Origin of the sequence: Bacillus sp. FSL K6-0268 (genome assembly GCF_038005425.1) — a bacterium.
In the GTDB taxonomy this organism is placed as follows: Bacteria; Bacillota; Bacilli; order Bacillales; family Bacillaceae_G; genus Bacillus_A; species Bacillus_A thuringiensis_S.
In genome coordinates this window covers 4,401,140-4,417,076 of record NZ_JBBOTF010000001.1, presented here as the reverse complement: position 1 = coordinate 4,417,076, position 15,937 = coordinate 4,401,140, and the positions used below count along the sequence as shown (strand labels likewise).

Sequence of the window (15,937 nt, the reverse complement as noted above, 5' to 3'; positions counted from 1 at the left end):
CTTCCCCCTCCTAAAATGTAAGTATATCTTCGCAAAATTGTATAATATACCCAAAAATAACATAAAGATATATTTACATTTATTATTACATACAAAAAAAGAAACCGGCTACTTTACTTCGTAAAACAGCCGATTTCTTCTATATGTTTCATCGTACGCGCTAATACGTCATCGCGCATTATAAAGCTAAATTTTCTGTTCGTTTTAATGTTGTCAGGAATGTCTTTTAATAAAACAGACCCTTTCGTTTCTTCGTAATGCGTATGTTCTTCTACCGCACTAATTGTTGCAAAATAAATGTTTTTAATGATTATTTTGTCTTTTCCAGATACTTTATATTGTCCTAAGTAAGTTAAATCAGAAACTATGCCGCCAGTTTCTTCATGAACCTCTCGAACTGCCGCTTCTTCCGGTGTTTCCCCTAGTTCTACTTTACCACCTGGAAATTCAAGACCACGACGTAAATGATGTGTTAATAACCATTGATCCCCGTACCGGCATACAACCCAAACATGCTTTGGCTCAGGAGAAAATGGATAACGTTCAAACGATAATTGTACAGTGTTGTGGTAATAATCTTTAAATTTGTACATGCCATTACTCCCCTATTGATGGTTACAAGTTTTTCCTACCACAAATTGTAGCATATTCTCGCTTTTCTGCATAATATTATCCAATTACAATCCATTGATTATTCCCATTTGCGCGACTAATTCTTTCGTCTCATGATTTCCTAAATCGTAAATCATTTTATATGCTTTTTGTAGTTGTTCATCATATCGGTCATTATTTGAATCGTGATGATACTCAACAAATGGAACGTGGGAGCGTACAAATGAACCTAAATCTTCTACATATGCTTGATCGAAGTGCTCTCTTAATTCCGTAATTTCCTCATCATTTGCATAAATTTCAAAATTATACGTATCCGCCGTCTTCACTTGTGAAATTTGACCATTTCCTATTGATATATAATATGTTTTTTTCGTTTCCATGTAACACCCTTCTTTCATCCTTTTATTTTCTATTGTTTTCATCAATTACAAAATTATGTAAAATAAAGAAAAGGAGGGGTTTTATGTTCAAAATATTAATTATCGGTATTATCATCGTCCTAATCATCCTCGTACTCTCCATCATGACAATTAATAAAGGCTATGCTTATAAACATTACGTCGATAAACTAGAAGATAATCCTTATACAAAAAAGAATAAGGAGAATTCCTAATATGCTTCGTATACTCCGCATCACAATCGCACTCACTGTGTTCGTTATGTCGGCAATTGGATTATATACAGGTCAAAATAATTTTCTACCTCTTTCACAATTTCTATTAGGGGCTTTAATGTTTCTCATCGCATTTGAACAAATAAAGAAAAAGGAGGCAGCAACTGGGCTTATTTGTATTATTTCCGGTGCTTTCATTTGGATTGTTCTCATTATTAGCTATATAAAATAAAAGGAGGTACATGCATGCTAAAAGGAGTACGGATTACTTTATCACTTATTGCTTTATGTATAGCAATCTATAGTTTCTTTACTAGTAATAGAGAAATTATGCCTTATATGTTCATCTTTTTAGGGATGATGGCTTTCGTTATTAGTATAGAGGAAATCTTAAAGCAGCAAAAAGGTGGTAGTATACTTGCTCTGTTAGCAGGAGCTGGTGCTTTATTTCTTGGCTTCTCAGAAATATTTCGATAAATAGTCCCTTTAAAGGAGGTATACAATGCTAACTGGATTACGCTATTTTTTCATGCTTCTCACACTCTCTCTTTGCACTTATTCTCTTGCTACCGACAACTTCACACTTCTCCCATACATGCAATTTGCTCTCAGTTGTTTCTTTATTCTTCTAGGAATTAATGAACTGAAATCCGGAAGAAAATCAATGGGTATCTCGCATTTTTTCGTTTCTAGTCTTATGCTCTTCATTGTAATATCGAACTACTTTCACTAAAGATAACATGTAATTTCCAATCACCTACTGACCATTACCTCTCACTAATTTGGATTTTTTAAACAGTTAATAAATTGGAGGATACTATGCTAACAAACCTTCGAATCTTACTATCTGCTATTGCTTTTATTCTTGCTTTTTTTAGTCTTTTTACACGAATTTCTATTCTTTTCTCTTATGTATTTATCCTTGTAAGCATCACATTTATTCTTTCGGGAGTTGCTGAAATACAACAAAAGCAAAAATCGAAAGCTATCTTTTGTTTTATAGTTGGGATAATCACTTTCTTCGTTGGGATTTCTGACATACTTCCATAAAAAAGAAGAGCTTGTGTGCTCTTCTTTAACTCACTACTTTCAATCCAATAATCGTCCCCATAATCCCAACAATACAAATAATCCGAAAAGCGTTTTTAGGTTCTTGAAAAAATAAAATACCGACAACTGCTGCCCCGAGCGTTCCGATTCCAGTCCAAACTGCATATGCGATCGATAACTGAATTTCTTGAAGCGCCATCGTTAAAAATTGAAAACTAATAATAAAACCACCTATTAAAATAATATTATTCGTCCAACTATTATTTTTTGCTACTTTCTTTATCCCAATTACACCGACAATTTCAAAGAGCCCAGCTATAATTAAATAGATCCATGCCACTTTATTTCACCTCTTCCTTATTCCCACTAAATTTCAATCCGATAATAAATAGTGCCAATAAGCAAACGAGGAAAATTTTGATGAGCGAAAATGGTTCTTTGAAATATAAAATATCTACCAATATCGTTCCAACTGTACCAATTCCAGTAAATACTGCATATGCCGTACCAATTGGAATTTTTTTAGTTGCTTCAATTAGTAGTTGAAAGCTCACTAAAATTGCAATGAGTGTCAAAATACTCATTGAATTTGTTTTTAATCCTGTCGCCCAATATATTTCAATTAAGCCCCCAAATACTAAATACATCCACGCCCTATTTATGCTAATCTCCTTTTTCTTTTTCACTTCTTCTTTTATCTCTTCTCTTGTTTCTTGTTTCGAAGAATTACGCTTCTTTTTCGGAAAAAGAATGTAAGACATCGCCCATATAAAATGAATAATAAGCACTGATGTCCAGACACTTGTAATCGTATTAATCGTTTCATTTTTATAAAATCCAATTTGTTTATTTAAAATCCACTCTTTCATATGAAGGAAATAGGAACCGCTTGGCAACTCTTGAGCTGGTACAAGCCCTACTATAAAAATAAATAGAATCTGTGCAAAAATGAAAATCCCCAGATGCTTATAAAAATATTGCCTCTCCATCCGCGCATGCTTAATTCCATATAGCTTCTCTTTTCCCGCGCCAGTCATTTACCCTCCTCCTTTTTTAAATAACAATCTATCATCTTTTCTATATAATTCATCGTTTCTAAATCAAGTCCGTATACTCTTGCAATCTCTCCCTCTTCAGGTTTAATTAAATCCCAATACTTATTTATTAATTGTTCATCTTCATGAAATACGTGCATTGAAAAAGCCACTACCCTTTCCGCTAACATTTGAATTTCCGGTGAATCTACTGGTTCATTTATACGCTGACGAATTTCTCTTAATACTTGTAACCATTCTTTTGTTCTTTCATCGTTTTCTTCAAGTGTTGGTAAATCCTCTATAACCTTCTGTTCTTCCTCCGTAAAATATTTTTGTCGGAAATTTTCTCTCTGCTCAATTCCCTGTACTGATTTTATGAATAACATTAAATCTTCTGTTTTAAGCTCTCCTGTTAATTCAATGGAATGAAATGCTGTATATAATAGTTTTTCTAAGTCCTTTAATCTTTTTACTTCCGCTTGTATTGTTTGAATTTCATTTTGAATTGCACTTTTCCATCTTTCTTCTGAATTCCCCTTTTCCTCTTTTAACACTTTTTTTATTTCCGAAAGCTTAAAACCAAGCTTTTTAAACGTTGTTATTTGTTGCAATGTAATTACATCATCTTTTGAATAGTAACGATATCCTGACTCAGCAACGTACGACGGTTTTAATAATCCAATTTCCTCATAATATCTAAGTGTTCTCGTCGTTACATTCGTTTCTTTTGAAATTTCACCAATGCTATACTTATCCATCGTTTCCTCCTCACGCCTTATTTATCTTCACTATAAACTTTGACGTATACGTTAAAGTCAATACTCCATTCACACAAAAAACTCCTGTTTTACAAATAAAAAAACTGCCCTTTAACAGGCAGTTTTTCTTTATCCAAACACTTTCTCAAGTTCATCTTTATCTTGGCTTAGCCAGAAGTTCATTAAGCGTTGTGCTCCTTCTAAGTCATGAAGCTTCGCTTGACCACATTGCGTTTCATTTGCAGCCGGAATTTCTGTAATTTGAACCGCATCTTTTAATGTTAGTTCTAATAAATCAATGATTTCTCGAACTGTCGGTGTTCCGCTCACTACAAGATAATATCCTGTTTGGCAGCCCATCGGTGAAATATCGATAATATCAAAATGCGGATAACGATCAATATATTTACGTAAATTAAATGCTAATAAATGCTCTAACGTATGAATAACATCTGGTTTCATTGCTTGTTTATTCGGTTGGCAGAAACGAATATCAAATTTATTTACAATACCGTCACTACCTACATTGTGAACTCCGCAATGTCTTACATAAGGTGCCTTTACAATCGTATGATCTAATTCAAAGCTTTCTACTGATGGCATACAACATCTCTCCCGCTTTTAATTTAATTCCGTTATATCCAATATGATATAACGGAAATGCACATTAGTAAAGTATTATGTACAGTCGTGCTATAATACTTTAAGAGTATGCTGAAAAGGAGACCATTATGAAACAGATTTTTATTGGGATTATACGCTTTTATCAAAAGTTCATTTCTCCGATGACACCACCAACATGCCGCTTTTATCCAACTTGTTCTCATTACGGATTAGAGGCGTTTCAAAAACATGGTGCACTCAAAGGTTTTTGGCTTACTTGTAAGCGTATATTAAAATGTCACCCTTTCCACCCGGGAGGATTTGATCCTGTCCCAGATAAAAAGGATGACAAAGTAAATTCTTAATTGTCGTAACCATTCACAACTAAATCTAATTTTCCTGTATCAGGATCTATAACAAGACCGTGAACAGGTACTTCTTCTGGAAGTAATGGATGGTTGCGAAGTATTGATACACTATGTTCTACACTTTCTTCTACACTAGAGAACCCTTGTAGGAATCTTTCTAAATCGATTCCAGAATAACGGAGTGTATCTAATTTCTCATTTGTTATACCGCGCTCTTTCATCTTCTCAATTGTACTGCTTGCCTGAATTTTTGCCATACCGCAATCGTGGTGACCAACTACACAAACTTCATCAGCACCAAGTTCATATACAGCAACTAAAATACTACGCATAATACTTCCGAATGGATGTGAGATAACAGCTCCTGCTACTTTAATAATTTTCACATCACCGTTACGCATATTCATTGCTTTTGGTAATAATTCAACAAGACGAGTATCCATACAAGAGATAATTACCATTTTTTTATTCGGGAATTTTCCCGTTTCATACTCTTCGTATCTTTTCTCTTCAACAAATTTTTCATTGTATTGTAAAATCTCTTCTAATGACTTCATAGTAAAAAACCCTCTTTTCTCTCATTTACATTACTTATATAGTGTACCAAAATATGAAAAACTCAAAAAGGATATCGCTTTATAGTAAAAAAAGGATATTTTCAGATAATCGACATAATTCTTTCAAAATATACACACACCTTTGTAACAAGTCACCTCTATTTCAAACGTATTTTCACTATAAACTGATTGTAGATAATGTAAAAAAGGAGTGAATATTCATTATGTCCGACGTTCTGTTACTGAGTCGTTTTCAATTTGCAATTACTATTTTTTATCACTTTTTATTTGTACCTTTGACAATCGGACTTGTCATTTTAGTAGCATGTATGGAAACTCAATACGCCCGCACATTGAATCCAACATACCGTAAAATGGCAAATTTCTGGGGTAAATTATTTACAATTAACTTCGTAATGGGGATTATAACCGGGATTACGATGGAATTCCAATTTGGAACAAACTGGTCTGAGTACTCCAAATATATGGGAGATATTTTCGGATCACCTCTCGCAATTGAAGCACTTGTTGCCTTCTTCTTAGAATCTACTTTCATGGGAATATGGTTATTCGGTAAAGACAAAATTTCACCAAAGTTCCGTGCCTTCTGTATGTGGATGGTTGCACTTGGAACAAATATTTCCGCACTTTGGATTATTACAGCAAACGGCTTTATGCAAAACCCTGTTGGCTACGTAGTACGTAACGGCCGCGCTGAATTAAATGACTTCTGGGCACTCGTTACAAATCCATATGCTTGGAATATGTTCTTCCATACTGTCATTGGTTGTTATATCGTAGGTGCTTTCTTCGTTATGGCAATTAGTGCCTATCACTTATTACGTAAAAACGAAGTGGAATTCTTCAAAAAATCATTTAAGTTTGGTTTAATGCTAGGTTTATTCGCCGCAACAATTACACCGTTTATGGGACATCAATCTGGTGTATCAGCAGCTAAATATCAACCAGCAAAAGGAGCTGCGATGGAAGCAGTTTGGGAAACTGGAAAAGGACAAGGCTTCTCAATTGTTCAAATTCCTGATGTAAAAAATGAGAAGAACTTTGAATTCCTTACGATTCCAAAACTCGGAAGCTTCTTCTATACAAACTCATTTGATGGCGAAATTGTTGGTTTAAAAGATATTCCGAAAGATGAACGTCCAAATGTTAACCTCGTGTATTATAGCTTCCGCTTAATGGTTGCACTTGGTATGTTCTTTATGGCATTAACTTGGTACGGCTTCTATTTAAACCGAAAAGGAAAACTAGAAAACTCAAAACGTTATTTAAAAATTACAATATGGTCTGTCTTACTTCCTTATATCGCGATTAACGCAGGATGGATTGTCGCTGAAGTAGGTCGTCAACCATGGACAGTATATAAACTAATGCGTACAGCAGAATCTGTATCGCCTATATCAGTTCCACAAATTTGGTTCTCATTAATTAGTTTAATTTTGTTCTACACTTTACTTTTAATTGCAGACGTATACTTAATGCTGAAGTTCGCGAAAAAAGGACCTGCAGCATTAGAAGAACCTGCTACTGAGGGAGGTGTGGCTCATGTCTCATGATATGCTTGCAATCATCTGGTTTGGTTTATGGGGCGTGATTTGGACAGTTTACTTCATTCTTGATGGGTATGCACTTGGTAACGGAATGATTTTCCCTTTCGTTACGAAAGATCGACAAGAACGAAATCAATTACAAGAAGCAATTGGCCCATTCTGGGGCGGTAATGAAGTATGGTTAATTACAGCTGGTGGCGCAACATTTGCTGCCTTCCCAGTCACATATGCAAATATGTTTAGTTATCTCTATACACCGTTATTCTTAGTATTACTTGCACTATTTGCTCGTGCCGCTGGGCTGGAATTCATGCATAAAGATGATTCACCGATTTGGCAAAAAACTTGTAAATGGGCATTTGCAATTGGGAGTTTTTTAATTGCTTTCCTATTCGGTGTTACGTTCGCTAATCTTTATTACGGACTACAAATCGGAAAAAATGGTTATGAAGGAAATTTACTTAGCTTATTAAACCATTACGGTATTTTAGGAGGATTGTTCTTCACTGCTATATTTGTCGTATCCGGTGCCCTTTGGGTCGTGATTAAAACGACTGGTGAAGTATCCGACCGTGCTTATAAAATCGCGAGACCGTTTTCAATGGCAGCAGCTATTATTTTAGCTATCTTCTATGTAGCAACTGCTAATCGGACAAACTTGTTCCAAAACTTTACGGAATATCCGGTACTATTCATTCTTCCAGTACTTGCAATGTTAATGAGTGTACTCGCACTTATTATGGTGTACAAACATAAAATTGGCCTTGCATTCACATTCGTTTGCCTAACAATCGCAATGTTTATGACAACTGGCTTTGCAGGTATGTTCCCAAGAATGTTACCATCTCGTATTAACGATGCATACAGTACAACGTTATACAACGCAGCTGGTAGTCAATTAAACTTAAAGATTATGTTCTTCGTTGCAATGGTCATGGTACCAATCGTTATTGGATATCAGCTTTGGAGCTACAGTATCTTTAAAAATAAAATTCATAAAGACTCTGCTAAAGGGTATCACTAAAATAAAAAAAGACACTTCGGTTGAAGTGTCTTTTTTATACGTATGATTTTTAATAAGATGTTATATTTCTAATCTAACAACTATAATACAGAAGAATCATTAACAGCTCACAGCTAGATTGTATCATAGGGCAACTTCATCATTTTATGCAATTTTACATATTGTGCTATAAAGTAAACTGTATCCCCTGATCATTCACATCATTATCCCATACATCAGCTGTACTAATTCCGCTAAACGTTTGTACTTTCATTCCTGTATTTGATGATCCCGATCCATTGTAAGCTTTCGTCTTTTCAATCGGCTGTACGTTATATTTATCACCTACATTAATTGTTCCATTGCAGTTTTCAATAATAACACCTTCCACAACTGCTGGCATTTTGTCACCCACTTTCATTTCTTTACTTTTATTTTATGAAAATCGCCTAGAAAAATAGCATGTTTTAATAAGAAAAAGCACTCAAATTGAGTGCTTTTTCCTTAAGCATAAAGACAAGTTTGGAGACAGTTGACTTCTTCAAAATTTTATTAGGGGTAATATTTTGAAAAAGAAAGCCTTTCATATGTAGGTTAACACCACTGGAATATATAGTAAATTGATAATATTTATACGGAAGATTGCTAATGTTTAGTATAGATAGTTTACACTATGCTAACAGTGAAAACTATCTATACTAATAAAAAAAAAGTGCCTTCAAAGAAGCCACCTTTCAAAAACAGACACTATAAAACAGAATTATTTATTGTTATACGATTGTTAGATACAAAAAGTAGAGGGAAATGTTTGTATTAAATTCTGCTTTATAAAGTCTGTCTACAACTTATATTGTAATCCTCTTCATTTGAAAAAAAATATAATATGCACAATTACATACAAAAAGAAAAAGCACTCTACTGAGTGCCTCTTCAACCATTTTACTTTTAATATATCGCTTTGAATATATTGTAACATATGTATCCATATATTTTATTGAGAAAATTCAAAATCCTTTTTCTTTCATTTTTACTTATATAATCATGTAATATAAAAGGTATGTCAAATTCTTATACAAGTTGAGGTGTACTATATTTATGCTGTATTTTGGAATTATTCCTCTTATATTGTTTATTATTTTTCTTATCTCGTATTTAAAAGATCCGCGGAAAATAATAAACGGCTTTTTATTTAATGCCTTTATCTGTTCATTTCTATTATTTTGCGCTATAGCCTCATTTGAGTCTGGTAATAACGATTTACATTTTATCGTTATCATCCCCATGTTAGCACTACTTGTAATGATTCCTTTTGCTATAGTCGCTTTAATGTTCGGACTCTTTCTTAATGCAAAAATTTTAATGCAACGTGAAGGAAGACGCTTCACAAACTCTTTAACTTTAATTGCTGCTTTAGGGATTTTATTCTTTATAATGCTCCCTATCATAAATCCAGCAAATTTATTCTCAGAGCATTTTCAATTTATCTTTGCTGCTATCTCTCTTATAACTATGTATTTCTTTGTGCATTTATCTAACTTCTTAAGCGCATATTTTTTATATCAATTCAACAGACCAAGACGTAATCAAGATTTCATCATCGTTCTCGGTAGCGGCTTAATTAATGATAAAGTACCACCTTTACTTGCAAGTCGTATTAATAAAGCTATCGACTTTTATTGGAAACAAGCAGCTGTGAATACACCACCAACAATTATTTTCTCTGGTGGTCAAGGTCCAGATGAAGGCCTTCCAGAAGCGGAAGCGATGCAAAATTATGCTGTTGAAAAAGGAATTCCTCTTGAACATACAGTGCAAGAAAATCGCTCTGTAAACACATATCAAAATATGTTGTTCTCTAAAGAAATTATGGATTCTTTAAAAACAAAAGGTAAGTATAGAAGTATTTTTACAACGAATAATTTCCATCTTTTCCGCGCTGGTATATATGCAAGACAAGCTGGCCTTAATAGCCAAGGAATCGGATCAAAAACTGCATTTTATTACTGGCCTAACGCAATGATTCGTGAATATGTCGCAATTGTTGTTATGGGACGTAAGCGCCATATGAAAATATGTGGAACTATTTTAGGCTTCGCTTTATTCCTAACAGTAATTAGTTTTATTGTTTCTTAATAGCTATCAAATAAAAATTCCTCTGAATGCTTTATGCACAGGGGACTTTTTTATACCTTTTTGTTCATCAAATTTAAATAAATAACGTAACAGCATACAACACATTAATTATTCCAGTAATCACTCCAACAATAGCAAATGTTTTACTCGTACCCGTCACTTTTTTGTTTAAACCCAATATAGAAAATACGATAGCTACACTACCAATAAGCCCCCATAAGTTTATAAACCAAGATATTAATCCAGTGATGAAACCGACTAAAGAAAAAATTTCTATACTACTATTAGAACTGCTATTCGGAAAACTTCCCCCTACCGTTTTATAGCTAAGACTCTCCCCGCACTGCCCGCAAAACTTGTTGCCCTCGTTCGTTTCATTTCCACATTTCGTACAGTATCCCACATAATCCCCTCCCTAAGGTTAGTGCCCCAAATGTATATATCCATACTATTCATTCTACTTTTTCATATTAAAATTATGACCACTCTCTAATCTTCTACAGTTGTATTTAAAATAATAATATGGTCATAATATTCCCTGCATACATCCATTAAAGGAGAATTTTTTCAAATTAAATGTTAAAATAAAATTTAGGTGTGAATTATGTAACAAACAAGAAACTAGTTTGAAACGAGGAAATTATATGGAGAAAATTATCAAAAACAAGCCCAATAAGCTAAAAATTGCTTCGAAAGCTTTGATGATTATTATTGGGGCATTTATCACAGCGTACGGATTAGAAGCAGTATTAATTCCAAATAACGTATCAGACGGTGGTGTGACTGGTTTAAGTATCGTTAGTTCAAGATTATTTGGATTGCCATTAGGAGCTCTAATCGCAGTTATTAACATTCCTTTCGTTTGGTTAGGATATAAGCAAATCGGTAAAAGCTTTGCAATTTATTCTATTATTGGAATCGCTTCATTAGCAATAGGTACCGTTGTCATGCACGGAATACCAGCTATTATCGAAGGCGATACATTATTAGTTACAGTTGTTGGTGGTATTATTATCGGTTTTGGTATGGGACTAGCATTACGTAACGGTGGGGCATTAGATGGAATCGATATGCTAGCTGTATTGCTTTCTCGTAAGTTACCATTTGGAACGAGTGACCTTATTTTATTCTTAAACATGTTCGTATTTATTTTCGTATCAACGGTATTCGGCCTTCAAGGAGCTATCCTTTCGGCAATTGCTTACTTTATCGCTTCGAAAGTGATTCATATCGTTGAAGTTGGTTTAAGTGGTTCAAAAGCATTTAAAATTATCACAAAAGAGCCTGAATTAATGGTAGAAACAATTCGCGATCGTTTAGGCCGAAGTGCAACATATAACGAAGTATACGGTGGTTATTCAAGAGAGAAATTCAAAGAAATTTCTTGTGTAATTAACCGTTTAGAAGAAAGTAAAATGAAAGAACTTATTAATGAAATCGATCCACACGCCTTTATTACAGTTTATGACGTAGCAGAAGTAAAAGGCGGTAATTTCAAGAAACGTGATATTCATTAATCATTATGAAAAAGAGGGTGGGCCAACAATTTGGCACACCCTCTTCTTATTATTAAATTGCTATAGTTGTCAGTTTTTTTCAGTACGTAGATATATTTTTACTCGCCCCACCGACTCCCACGTTTAATCCACGCTACATACTTTTGAAAAGCCGTCACTTCATGTTGAAAACGCAGCGGGATATACAAAAATAAAGTGCATGTACACAGTATCCATAGAATACCTACTACAAAATGAAATTTCATTGTCGTGCTAATAAACAAGCTGAGGAATAATACAAGGAACATAATTACACTAAATCTTTTATACGTAGTCATACTATCCCCTCCTTATACTTCAATTGTACCAGTTATAAGGAATTAATTCCCATAACAAAAAAAGACCAAAAAGTAATTTACACTTTTCGGTCTCTACACTATCTTCTCTTCGTAATCTTTCCTGAACCACCGACCCTCGTTTTCGGGGGAGATGTATTCCTTGGCGGAGTTTTAATAGATGATTTCGGCTTCACATCTGATCCGCTTGAACCGCCTGGTGTTTTTGTAATTTTACCCTTGCTTCCAGTAGAGGGTGGGGGCGTCGTATTACTTCCTTTTTCAGTAATACTTCCCTTATCACCTACTGATGGTTTCGAATCTACATTATCGCCTCGCTTAATAATAGACCCTTTCCCTTCCTTCGTAATTGGAGGTGGGGTTTTCTTTTCTTCTTTCGTAGGTGGTCTCTCTGGAATGACTGGTTTATGATTTTGTCTGTCGTTATATCCTCGATAATCACCGTATGATGATTTTCGTGAACCAAATATATCGTTTAATATGCTACCCATAATATATCCTTGCAAGAAGGACGGTTGATAATTTTGACGGACAAATTCTTTATTACTTATTTCAATTAACGTATCCGATGGTTTCTCTTTATCCTTTTGCAAGTTATAAATCTTGTCAGAATAAACGAGGAACATTTGATTTTCGTCTTCTTTAGATGCTTGCTTCGGTTCTCTTTCGTTAATGAGTTCCTTCGCTACTTCAGGAACTGACCGATTGGCGGCCCTATACACGTAAGATTCTTGTTTACCTTCCTTTGCGACAGACTCAAGTGGATAACGGTCTTGAATCGACTTTGTCTGCCCGCCTTGACAACCTGATAAGGCATAACCAGCAACAACAAGTAATATAACGATAGCAAGTATAGGGATCACAAACGATTTAATCATGGTAAACAATCGGTTTGACATGATTACGCCCCCTTACGTTGCTCTTATAATTTGTACATCAGCAGGAATGATTGCTTCTCCCTCATACATCATTGTGCGACCATTTTGCCATTCAATACGCAATAATTTTCGATTATCTGATTGGAATTCCCATACGTACTGTTCCTCTGAAGCTGAGAATGGTGTTTTCCCCATCACAACAACACGTCCGTTATATTGTTCTTCCATATGGTACTCAGTATCATCCATTTCAATTGTCGTCGGAATTTCATCAATTGAATCTAAGCGACCATCAATTGGAGTATATAATTTGTAATACGTATTTTCACGATCTTCAATTTTTAAATAACGAATATCTTTTCCATCTTGCAGTGTTAAAACAATTTCTTTACGAGAATGCATACTCGTTTTCCCAGTCAATTCGTACATAACTAATGAAACTTCAATCATATCGCCAGGAGCTAACGTTAAAAGACTCTTTTCCGGCTTCGGTGGCTCTGGGCTTTTCATTATATTTTTAATTCGTTTAAATAAACTCATGATCTACCCCTCCTTTTCTCTTTATAAACAAGCACCTAAAATTAGTGCACCAACAATATGTAATGATCCAGCTAACATCGCATGTGCAACGCTACCTTCTTTCGTACCTTCTTCTAAATCTAAGCCAGACATTTTCTTTAACACAAATTCGATAAACATTTCTACAACTAATAAAATAACGAAAGAAACTGCTGAAGCAAGAAGCGCCTGCCATAAGTCATTTGCTTTCGTGATTGATTGAGATAAAATGTACCCTTGTGCAAATAATTTCATAATAAAACGAGTTGTTACAGCTGTATTTCCATTTTTGATTTCTTTTAAATCATTGTATTTTGTAAAAATTGAATCAACCCACATAATTGCAAATAAAAGTACTGCACTCGCTCCAGTCCATACAAGCATGGCAACTACATTCATCCATGTCATTGCAAAACCTCCTCAAAAATATAATAGAAAACCGACATGAATTTGTTTAGACATGTCGGTTCATTTGTCTTTATTCTATATTATTTCTCATACTGCTTCATAATACGAGCCAATTCATCGTCAACAGCAGAATTTTTGTTTAAGCTTGCGAATTCATCATCTAATGACTTTTCTTTCTTATAAACTTCACCGCTTGCTTCCGCTTCAGCCTCTAATTGAAGAGCTTTCTCTTCCATACGGCTTAAACCAGCTTTTGCTGAATTTGAATCAAATCCAGACATTGCCTGATTAATATTTTTCTGTGCTTTCGCTGCATTTACACGTGCTACAAGTGTTTCACGTTTATTTTTCAGCTCTGTTAATTGCTTGCGCATTTCTTCTAGCTTAAGGCGCAGGTTATCAGCAGCAGCTTTATTTTGCTCGTAGCTTGCTTTATATTCATTCATTTTTTGCTCTGCATTTTGTTTTTCTTCTAATGCACGGCGCGCAAGATCTAAGTTATTAGCTTGAACAGCCATATGAGCTTGCTCTTCACGTTTTTTCACAAGTGCTTCTTGCTCTTCAAATAATATTTTGAATTTCTTCTCAAGTGCGATTTGAGCTGCTACACTTTTCTCAGCTTCTTGTACATCGGCTTGCATATCGCGTAAATATTGATCAGTCATCTTAACTGGATCTTCCGCTTTTTCAATTAATGAATACACATTTGACATTGTTAAATCTCTTAATCGTTTAAATACAGACATCTAAATTCCTCCTATGATAAACCTCATATTTCAAATTCACTACTTGGAAAACTGAAAAATCTCCCTTTACAGTAAAGAATATTCATTTTACAGCCTATTTGTTTATTATAACAAAACTAATATGTCCTTACATGTTATTTCCAAAATACATCCATTATAATATGACATTCTATATACAATATTGTATTTATAATATATTCTCATTATCCCTCTTTGAAATTAACTTACTTTTGTGCGATTTCACTAAATTACATAAGTGTAATGTTACTGTAAGCTAACTCGATAGTTGCATTCTGATATTTCTTATACACTAATACCAGAAGCAACAAACAAGCTTCTTCACATGTAAGCAATAATACAAAAATTGTATTTACTATAAAACATATAAAAGGAGAAATCATCATGAAAAAATTAGTAGGAATCGGATTAGCAGCAGCAATTTCATTTGGTGCATTATCAGGTTGTTCTTTATTAGGAGAGAAAGCGAACGGTTTTGTACTGTACGGCTCAGAAGAACAAGTTCAGCAAATTACAGATAAAAACAAAAAAGAAGTGAAAGAAAAAGACTTCTATAAAATGAAAATGACAACATTAGATGGTAAAAAAGTTCTTGTAATGGATAAGAAAACTGGTGAAGAACTAGTGAAAAAAGAGTTACTTAGCAAAGTTGATGAAAAAGACAACACGAAACCACTTGATAAATTACCAGCTGTAACAACAGAACAAGGTTTATTATTTGCAAAAGAAAAAGTAGAAAATGCTACACTTGATGGGGCAAAATTAAAATATGAAGGCAACACAATTATCGGAAGTGGCCGTGCATATACAGATATGTATGCGATTGTCGATGACGCAACTTACAACAATGTAAAAGGTGATGAAAAATCTGTAGGTGTATTAAAATTTGATAAAGACCCAAGTAAAGAGTTCCCTGGTTACAAAGGCGTCGAAGCTTCTCAACTTGTAAAAATTAAAAAGTAAAACAAAAAAGCTTTGCAATTCGCAAAGCTTTTTTCTATTTATTATGAGCAATTTGTTCCATATCCGGACTACAAGTTTTCGACTGACATGACTTATTTAAAGAACATGCTGCGCATTTTCCTTTTTTACTTCTCTTTACAAAATTAACTAACGTGTATGCTGCATAACCAAAAATGATAGCTCCAATTATAATATTGACCATCATTATA

25 protein-coding genes are annotated in these 15,937 nt (G+C 34.2%); 10 read left to right on the top strand and 15 right to left on the bottom strand.

Features of this window, described 5'->3' with window-relative positions; all coding sequences use genetic code 11:
* Positions 1 to 113: 113 nt before the first annotated feature.
* The gene (mutTA, locus tag MHI28_RS23015) at positions 114 to 593 is read right to left on the bottom strand and encodes an antimutator 8-oxo-(dGTP/GTP)ase (protein WP_000276385.1); all 480 of its coding nucleotides are present in this window, start codon (positions 591 to 593) and stop codon (positions 114 to 116) included.
* Positions 594 to 677: 84 nt separating this feature from the next.
* The gene (locus MHI28_RS23010) at positions 678 to 995 is read right to left on the bottom strand and encodes a hypothetical protein (protein ID WP_000448411.1); all 318 of its coding nucleotides are present in this window, start codon (positions 993 to 995) and stop codon (positions 678 to 680) included.
* Positions 996 to 1,078: 83 nt separating this feature from the next.
* Between MHI28_RS23010 and ytzI the strand changes: the two genes are divergently transcribed.
* The 4 genes from ytzI to MHI28_RS22990 all read left to right on the top strand — a co-directional run bounded on the left by ytzI (position 1,079) and on the right by MHI28_RS22990 (position 2,278).
* Positions 1,079 to 1,228, top strand: coding sequence for a YtzI protein (gene ytzI, locus MHI28_RS23005; protein WP_000472793.1), 150 nt, complete (start codon positions 1,079 to 1,081; stop codon positions 1,226 to 1,228).
* 1 nt (position 1,229) lies between these two features.
* Entirely contained in the window at positions 1,230 to 1,460 is a 231-nt protein-coding gene (locus tag MHI28_RS23000; protein WP_000944462.1) for a DUF3953 domain-containing protein, read from the top strand.
* Between the two features lie 14 nt (positions 1,461 to 1,474).
* A complete protein-coding gene (locus MHI28_RS22995; protein WP_000912056.1) occupies positions 1,475 to 1,705 on the top strand; it encodes a DUF3953 domain-containing protein in 231 nt (76 codons plus the stop codon).
* A gap of 342 nt (positions 1,706 to 2,047) precedes the next feature.
* Positions 2,048 to 2,278 carry a DUF3953 domain-containing protein gene (locus MHI28_RS22990; RefSeq protein WP_000957187.1) on the top strand — a complete coding sequence of 77 codons (231 nt, stop codon included), beginning with the start codon at positions 2,048 to 2,050 and terminating at the stop codon, positions 2,276 to 2,278.
* Positions 2,279 to 2,303: 25 nt separating this feature from the next.
* Here MHI28_RS22990 and MHI28_RS22985 read toward each other — a convergent pair whose 3' ends face one another.
* From MHI28_RS22985 to luxS, 4 genes are all read right to left on the bottom strand, one after another.
* Complete coding sequence (locus MHI28_RS22985) at positions 2,304 to 2,618, bottom strand: DMT family transporter (protein WP_000312334.1); 315 nt, start codon at positions 2,616 to 2,618, stop codon at positions 2,304 to 2,306.
* 1 nt (position 2,619) lies between these two features.
* Positions 2,620 to 3,315, bottom strand: coding sequence for a DMT family transporter (locus MHI28_RS22980; RefSeq protein ID WP_000145220.1), 696 nt, complete (start codon positions 3,313 to 3,315; stop codon positions 2,620 to 2,622).
* Positions 3,312 to 4,073 carry a MerR family transcriptional regulator gene (locus MHI28_RS22975; RefSeq protein WP_000362242.1) on the bottom strand — a complete coding sequence of 254 codons (762 nt, stop codon included), beginning with the start codon at positions 4,071 to 4,073 and terminating at the stop codon, positions 3,312 to 3,314. Before MHI28_RS22975 ends, MHI28_RS22980 begins: the two co-directional genes overlap by 4 nt.
* Positions 4,074 to 4,202: 129 nt before the next feature.
* Entirely contained in the window at positions 4,203 to 4,676 is a 474-nt protein-coding gene (luxS, locus tag MHI28_RS22970; protein WP_001141371.1) for an S-ribosylhomocysteine lyase LuxS, read from the bottom strand.
* A 128-nt stretch (positions 4,677 to 4,804) separates the two neighbouring features.
* Here luxS and yidD point away from each other — a divergent pair, with 128 nt between their 5' ends.
* On the top strand, positions 4,805 to 5,041 hold the full coding sequence (gene yidD, locus MHI28_RS22965) for a membrane protein insertion efficiency factor YidD (protein ID WP_000809334.1): 237 nt from the start codon (positions 4,805 to 4,807) through the stop codon (positions 5,039 to 5,041).
* Here the strand turns inward: yidD and MHI28_RS22960 are convergent.
* Positions 5,038 to 5,601, bottom strand: coding sequence for a beta-class carbonic anhydrase (locus MHI28_RS22960; protein ID WP_000838173.1), 564 nt, complete (start codon positions 5,599 to 5,601; stop codon positions 5,038 to 5,040). The genes yidD and MHI28_RS22960 overlap by 4 nt on opposite strands.
* Positions 5,602 to 5,825: 224 nt before the next feature.
* Between MHI28_RS22960 and cydA the strand changes: the two genes are divergently transcribed.
* Together cydA and cydB are read left to right on the top strand one after the other, a co-directional pair.
* Entirely contained in the window at positions 5,826 to 7,175 is a 1,350-nt protein-coding gene (gene cydA / locus MHI28_RS22955) for a cytochrome ubiquinol oxidase subunit I (protein WP_001286166.1), read from the top strand.
* Complete coding sequence (cydB, locus tag MHI28_RS22950) at positions 7,165 to 8,193, top strand: cytochrome d ubiquinol oxidase subunit II (RefSeq protein WP_000017667.1); 1,029 nt, start codon at positions 7,165 to 7,167, stop codon at positions 8,191 to 8,193. Before cydA ends, cydB begins: the two co-directional genes overlap by 11 nt.
* A 166-nt stretch (positions 8,194 to 8,359) precedes the next feature.
* Here cydB and MHI28_RS22945 read toward each other — a convergent pair whose 3' ends face one another.
* Positions 8,360 to 8,593, bottom strand: coding sequence for a spore germination protein (locus MHI28_RS22945; protein ID WP_002005871.1), 234 nt, complete (start codon positions 8,591 to 8,593; stop codon positions 8,360 to 8,362).
* 677 nt (positions 8,594 to 9,270) lie between these two features.
* Between MHI28_RS22945 and MHI28_RS22940 the strand changes: the two genes are divergently transcribed.
* On the top strand, positions 9,271 to 10,305 hold the full coding sequence (locus tag MHI28_RS22940) for a YdcF family protein (RefSeq protein WP_142287199.1): 1,035 nt from the start codon (positions 9,271 to 9,273) through the stop codon (positions 10,303 to 10,305).
* A gap of 73 nt (positions 10,306 to 10,378) precedes the next feature.
* On the opposite strand, the gene MHI28_RS22935 is transcribed toward MHI28_RS22940, so the two are convergent.
* A complete protein-coding gene (locus MHI28_RS22935) occupies positions 10,379 to 10,708 on the bottom strand; it encodes a zinc ribbon domain-containing protein (RefSeq protein ID WP_000540176.1) in 330 nt (109 codons plus the stop codon).
* 241 nt (positions 10,709 to 10,949) lie between these two features.
* Between MHI28_RS22935 and MHI28_RS22930 the strand changes: the two genes are divergently transcribed.
* Complete coding sequence (locus MHI28_RS22930; RefSeq protein WP_000411240.1) at positions 10,950 to 11,822, top strand: YitT family protein; 873 nt, start codon at positions 10,950 to 10,952, stop codon at positions 11,820 to 11,822.
* Positions 11,823 to 11,920: 98 nt separating this feature from the next.
* On the opposite strand, the gene MHI28_RS22925 is transcribed toward MHI28_RS22930, so the two are convergent.
* From MHI28_RS22925 to MHI28_RS22905, 5 genes are all read right to left on the bottom strand, one after another.
* Positions 11,921 to 12,139, bottom strand: a complete 219-nt coding sequence (locus tag MHI28_RS22925) for a hypothetical protein (RefSeq protein ID WP_000214757.1) — start codon at positions 12,137 to 12,139, stop codon at positions 11,921 to 11,923.
* Between the two features lie 98 nt (positions 12,140 to 12,237).
* Entirely contained in the window at positions 12,238 to 13,056 is an 819-nt protein-coding gene (locus tag MHI28_RS22920) for a DUF4247 domain-containing protein (RefSeq protein WP_000071190.1), read from the bottom strand.
* Positions 13,057 to 13,068: 12 nt separating this feature from the next.
* Entirely contained in the window at positions 13,069 to 13,575 is a 507-nt protein-coding gene (locus tag MHI28_RS22915) for a DUF4178 domain-containing protein (RefSeq protein WP_000051750.1), read from the bottom strand.
* Between the two features lie 21 nt (positions 13,576 to 13,596).
* Positions 13,597 to 14,001 (bottom strand): DUF350 domain-containing protein, encoded by a 405-nt coding sequence (locus tag MHI28_RS22910; protein WP_000220087.1) that lies wholly within the window; start codon positions 13,999 to 14,001, stop codon positions 13,597 to 13,599.
* Between the two features lie 80 nt (positions 14,002 to 14,081).
* Positions 14,082 to 14,747 (bottom strand): PspA/IM30 family protein, encoded by a 666-nt coding sequence (locus MHI28_RS22905; protein ID WP_000110281.1) that lies wholly within the window; start codon positions 14,745 to 14,747, stop codon positions 14,082 to 14,084.
* Between the two features lie 402 nt (positions 14,748 to 15,149).
* Between MHI28_RS22905 and MHI28_RS22900 the strand changes: the two genes are divergently transcribed.
* Complete coding sequence (locus tag MHI28_RS22900; RefSeq protein ID WP_000737466.1) at positions 15,150 to 15,728, top strand: lipoprotein BA_5634 family protein; 579 nt, start codon at positions 15,150 to 15,152, stop codon at positions 15,726 to 15,728.
* 34 nt (positions 15,729 to 15,762) lie between these two features.
* Here the strand turns inward: MHI28_RS22900 and MHI28_RS22895 are convergent, their stop codons facing one another.
* Positions 15,763 to 15,933, bottom strand: a complete 171-nt coding sequence (locus tag MHI28_RS22895; RefSeq protein ID WP_000989592.1) for a FeoB-associated Cys-rich membrane protein — start codon at positions 15,931 to 15,933, stop codon at positions 15,763 to 15,765.
* Positions 15,934 to 15,937: the final 4 nt, after the last annotated feature.

What these genes read in the sequence shown, in the direction of transcription:
- ytzI (WP_000472793.1), top strand. Translation starts at nt 1,079, where the DNA reads ATGTTCAAAATATTAATTATCGGTATTATCATCGTCCTAATCATCCTC.
- mutTA (WP_000276385.1), bottom strand. Translation starts at nt 593, where the DNA reads ATGTACAAATTTAAAGATTATTACCACAACACTGTACAATTATCGTTT.
- MHI28_RS22900 (WP_000737466.1), top strand. Translation starts at nt 15,150, where the DNA reads ATGAAAAAATTAGTAGGAATCGGATTAGCAGCAGCAATTTCATTTGGT.
- MHI28_RS23000 (WP_000944462.1), top strand. Translation starts at nt 1,230, where the DNA reads ATGCTTCGTATACTCCGCATCACAATCGCACTCACTGTGTTCGTTATG.
- cydA (WP_001286166.1), top strand. Translation starts at nt 5,826, where the DNA reads ATGTCCGACGTTCTGTTACTGAGTCGTTTTCAATTTGCAATTACTATT.
- MHI28_RS22990 (WP_000957187.1), top strand. Translation starts at nt 2,048, where the DNA reads ATGCTAACAAACCTTCGAATCTTACTATCTGCTATTGCTTTTATTCTT.
- MHI28_RS23010 (WP_000448411.1), bottom strand. Translation starts at nt 995, where the DNA reads ATGGAAACGAAAAAAACATATTATATATCAATAGGAAATGGTCAAATT.
- MHI28_RS22960 (WP_000838173.1), bottom strand. Translation starts at nt 5,601, where the DNA reads ATGAAGTCATTAGAAGAGATTTTACAATACAATGAAAAATTTGTTGAA.
- MHI28_RS22895 (WP_000989592.1), bottom strand. Translation starts at nt 15,933, where the DNA reads ATGATGGTCAATATTATAATTGGAGCTATCATTTTTGGTTATGCAGCA.
- MHI28_RS22920 (WP_000071190.1), bottom strand. Translation starts at nt 13,056, where the DNA reads ATGTCAAACCGATTGTTTACCATGATTAAATCGTTTGTGATCCCTATA.
- MHI28_RS22980 (WP_000145220.1), bottom strand. Translation starts at nt 3,315, where the DNA reads ATGACTGGCGCGGGAAAAGAGAAGCTATATGGAATTAAGCATGCGCGG.
- MHI28_RS22975 (WP_000362242.1), bottom strand. Translation starts at nt 4,073, where the DNA reads ATGGATAAGTATAGCATTGGTGAAATTTCAAAAGAAACGAATGTAACG.
- cydB (WP_000017667.1), top strand. Translation starts at nt 7,165, where the DNA reads ATGTCTCATGATATGCTTGCAATCATCTGGTTTGGTTTATGGGGCGTG.
- MHI28_RS22930 (WP_000411240.1), top strand. Translation starts at nt 10,950, where the DNA reads ATGGAGAAAATTATCAAAAACAAGCCCAATAAGCTAAAAATTGCTTCG.
- yidD (WP_000809334.1), top strand. Translation starts at nt 4,805, where the DNA reads ATGAAACAGATTTTTATTGGGATTATACGCTTTTATCAAAAGTTCATT.
- MHI28_RS22910 (WP_000220087.1), bottom strand. Translation starts at nt 14,001, where the DNA reads ATGACATGGATGAATGTAGTTGCCATGCTTGTATGGACTGGAGCGAGT.
- luxS (WP_001141371.1), bottom strand. Translation starts at nt 4,676, where the DNA reads ATGCCATCAGTAGAAAGCTTTGAATTAGATCATACGATTGTAAAGGCA.
- MHI28_RS22925 (WP_000214757.1), bottom strand. Translation starts at nt 12,139, where the DNA reads ATGACTACGTATAAAAGATTTAGTGTAATTATGTTCCTTGTATTATTC.
- MHI28_RS22945 (WP_002005871.1), bottom strand. Translation starts at nt 8,593, where the DNA reads ATGAAAGTGGGTGACAAAATGCCAGCAGTTGTGGAAGGTGTTATTATT.
- MHI28_RS22905 (WP_000110281.1), bottom strand. Translation starts at nt 14,747, where the DNA reads ATGTCTGTATTTAAACGATTAAGAGATTTAACAATGTCAAATGTGTAT.
- MHI28_RS22915 (WP_000051750.1), bottom strand. Translation starts at nt 13,575, where the DNA reads ATGAGTTTATTTAAACGAATTAAAAATATAATGAAAAGCCCAGAGCCA.
- MHI28_RS22995 (WP_000912056.1), top strand. Translation starts at nt 1,475, where the DNA reads ATGCTAAAAGGAGTACGGATTACTTTATCACTTATTGCTTTATGTATA.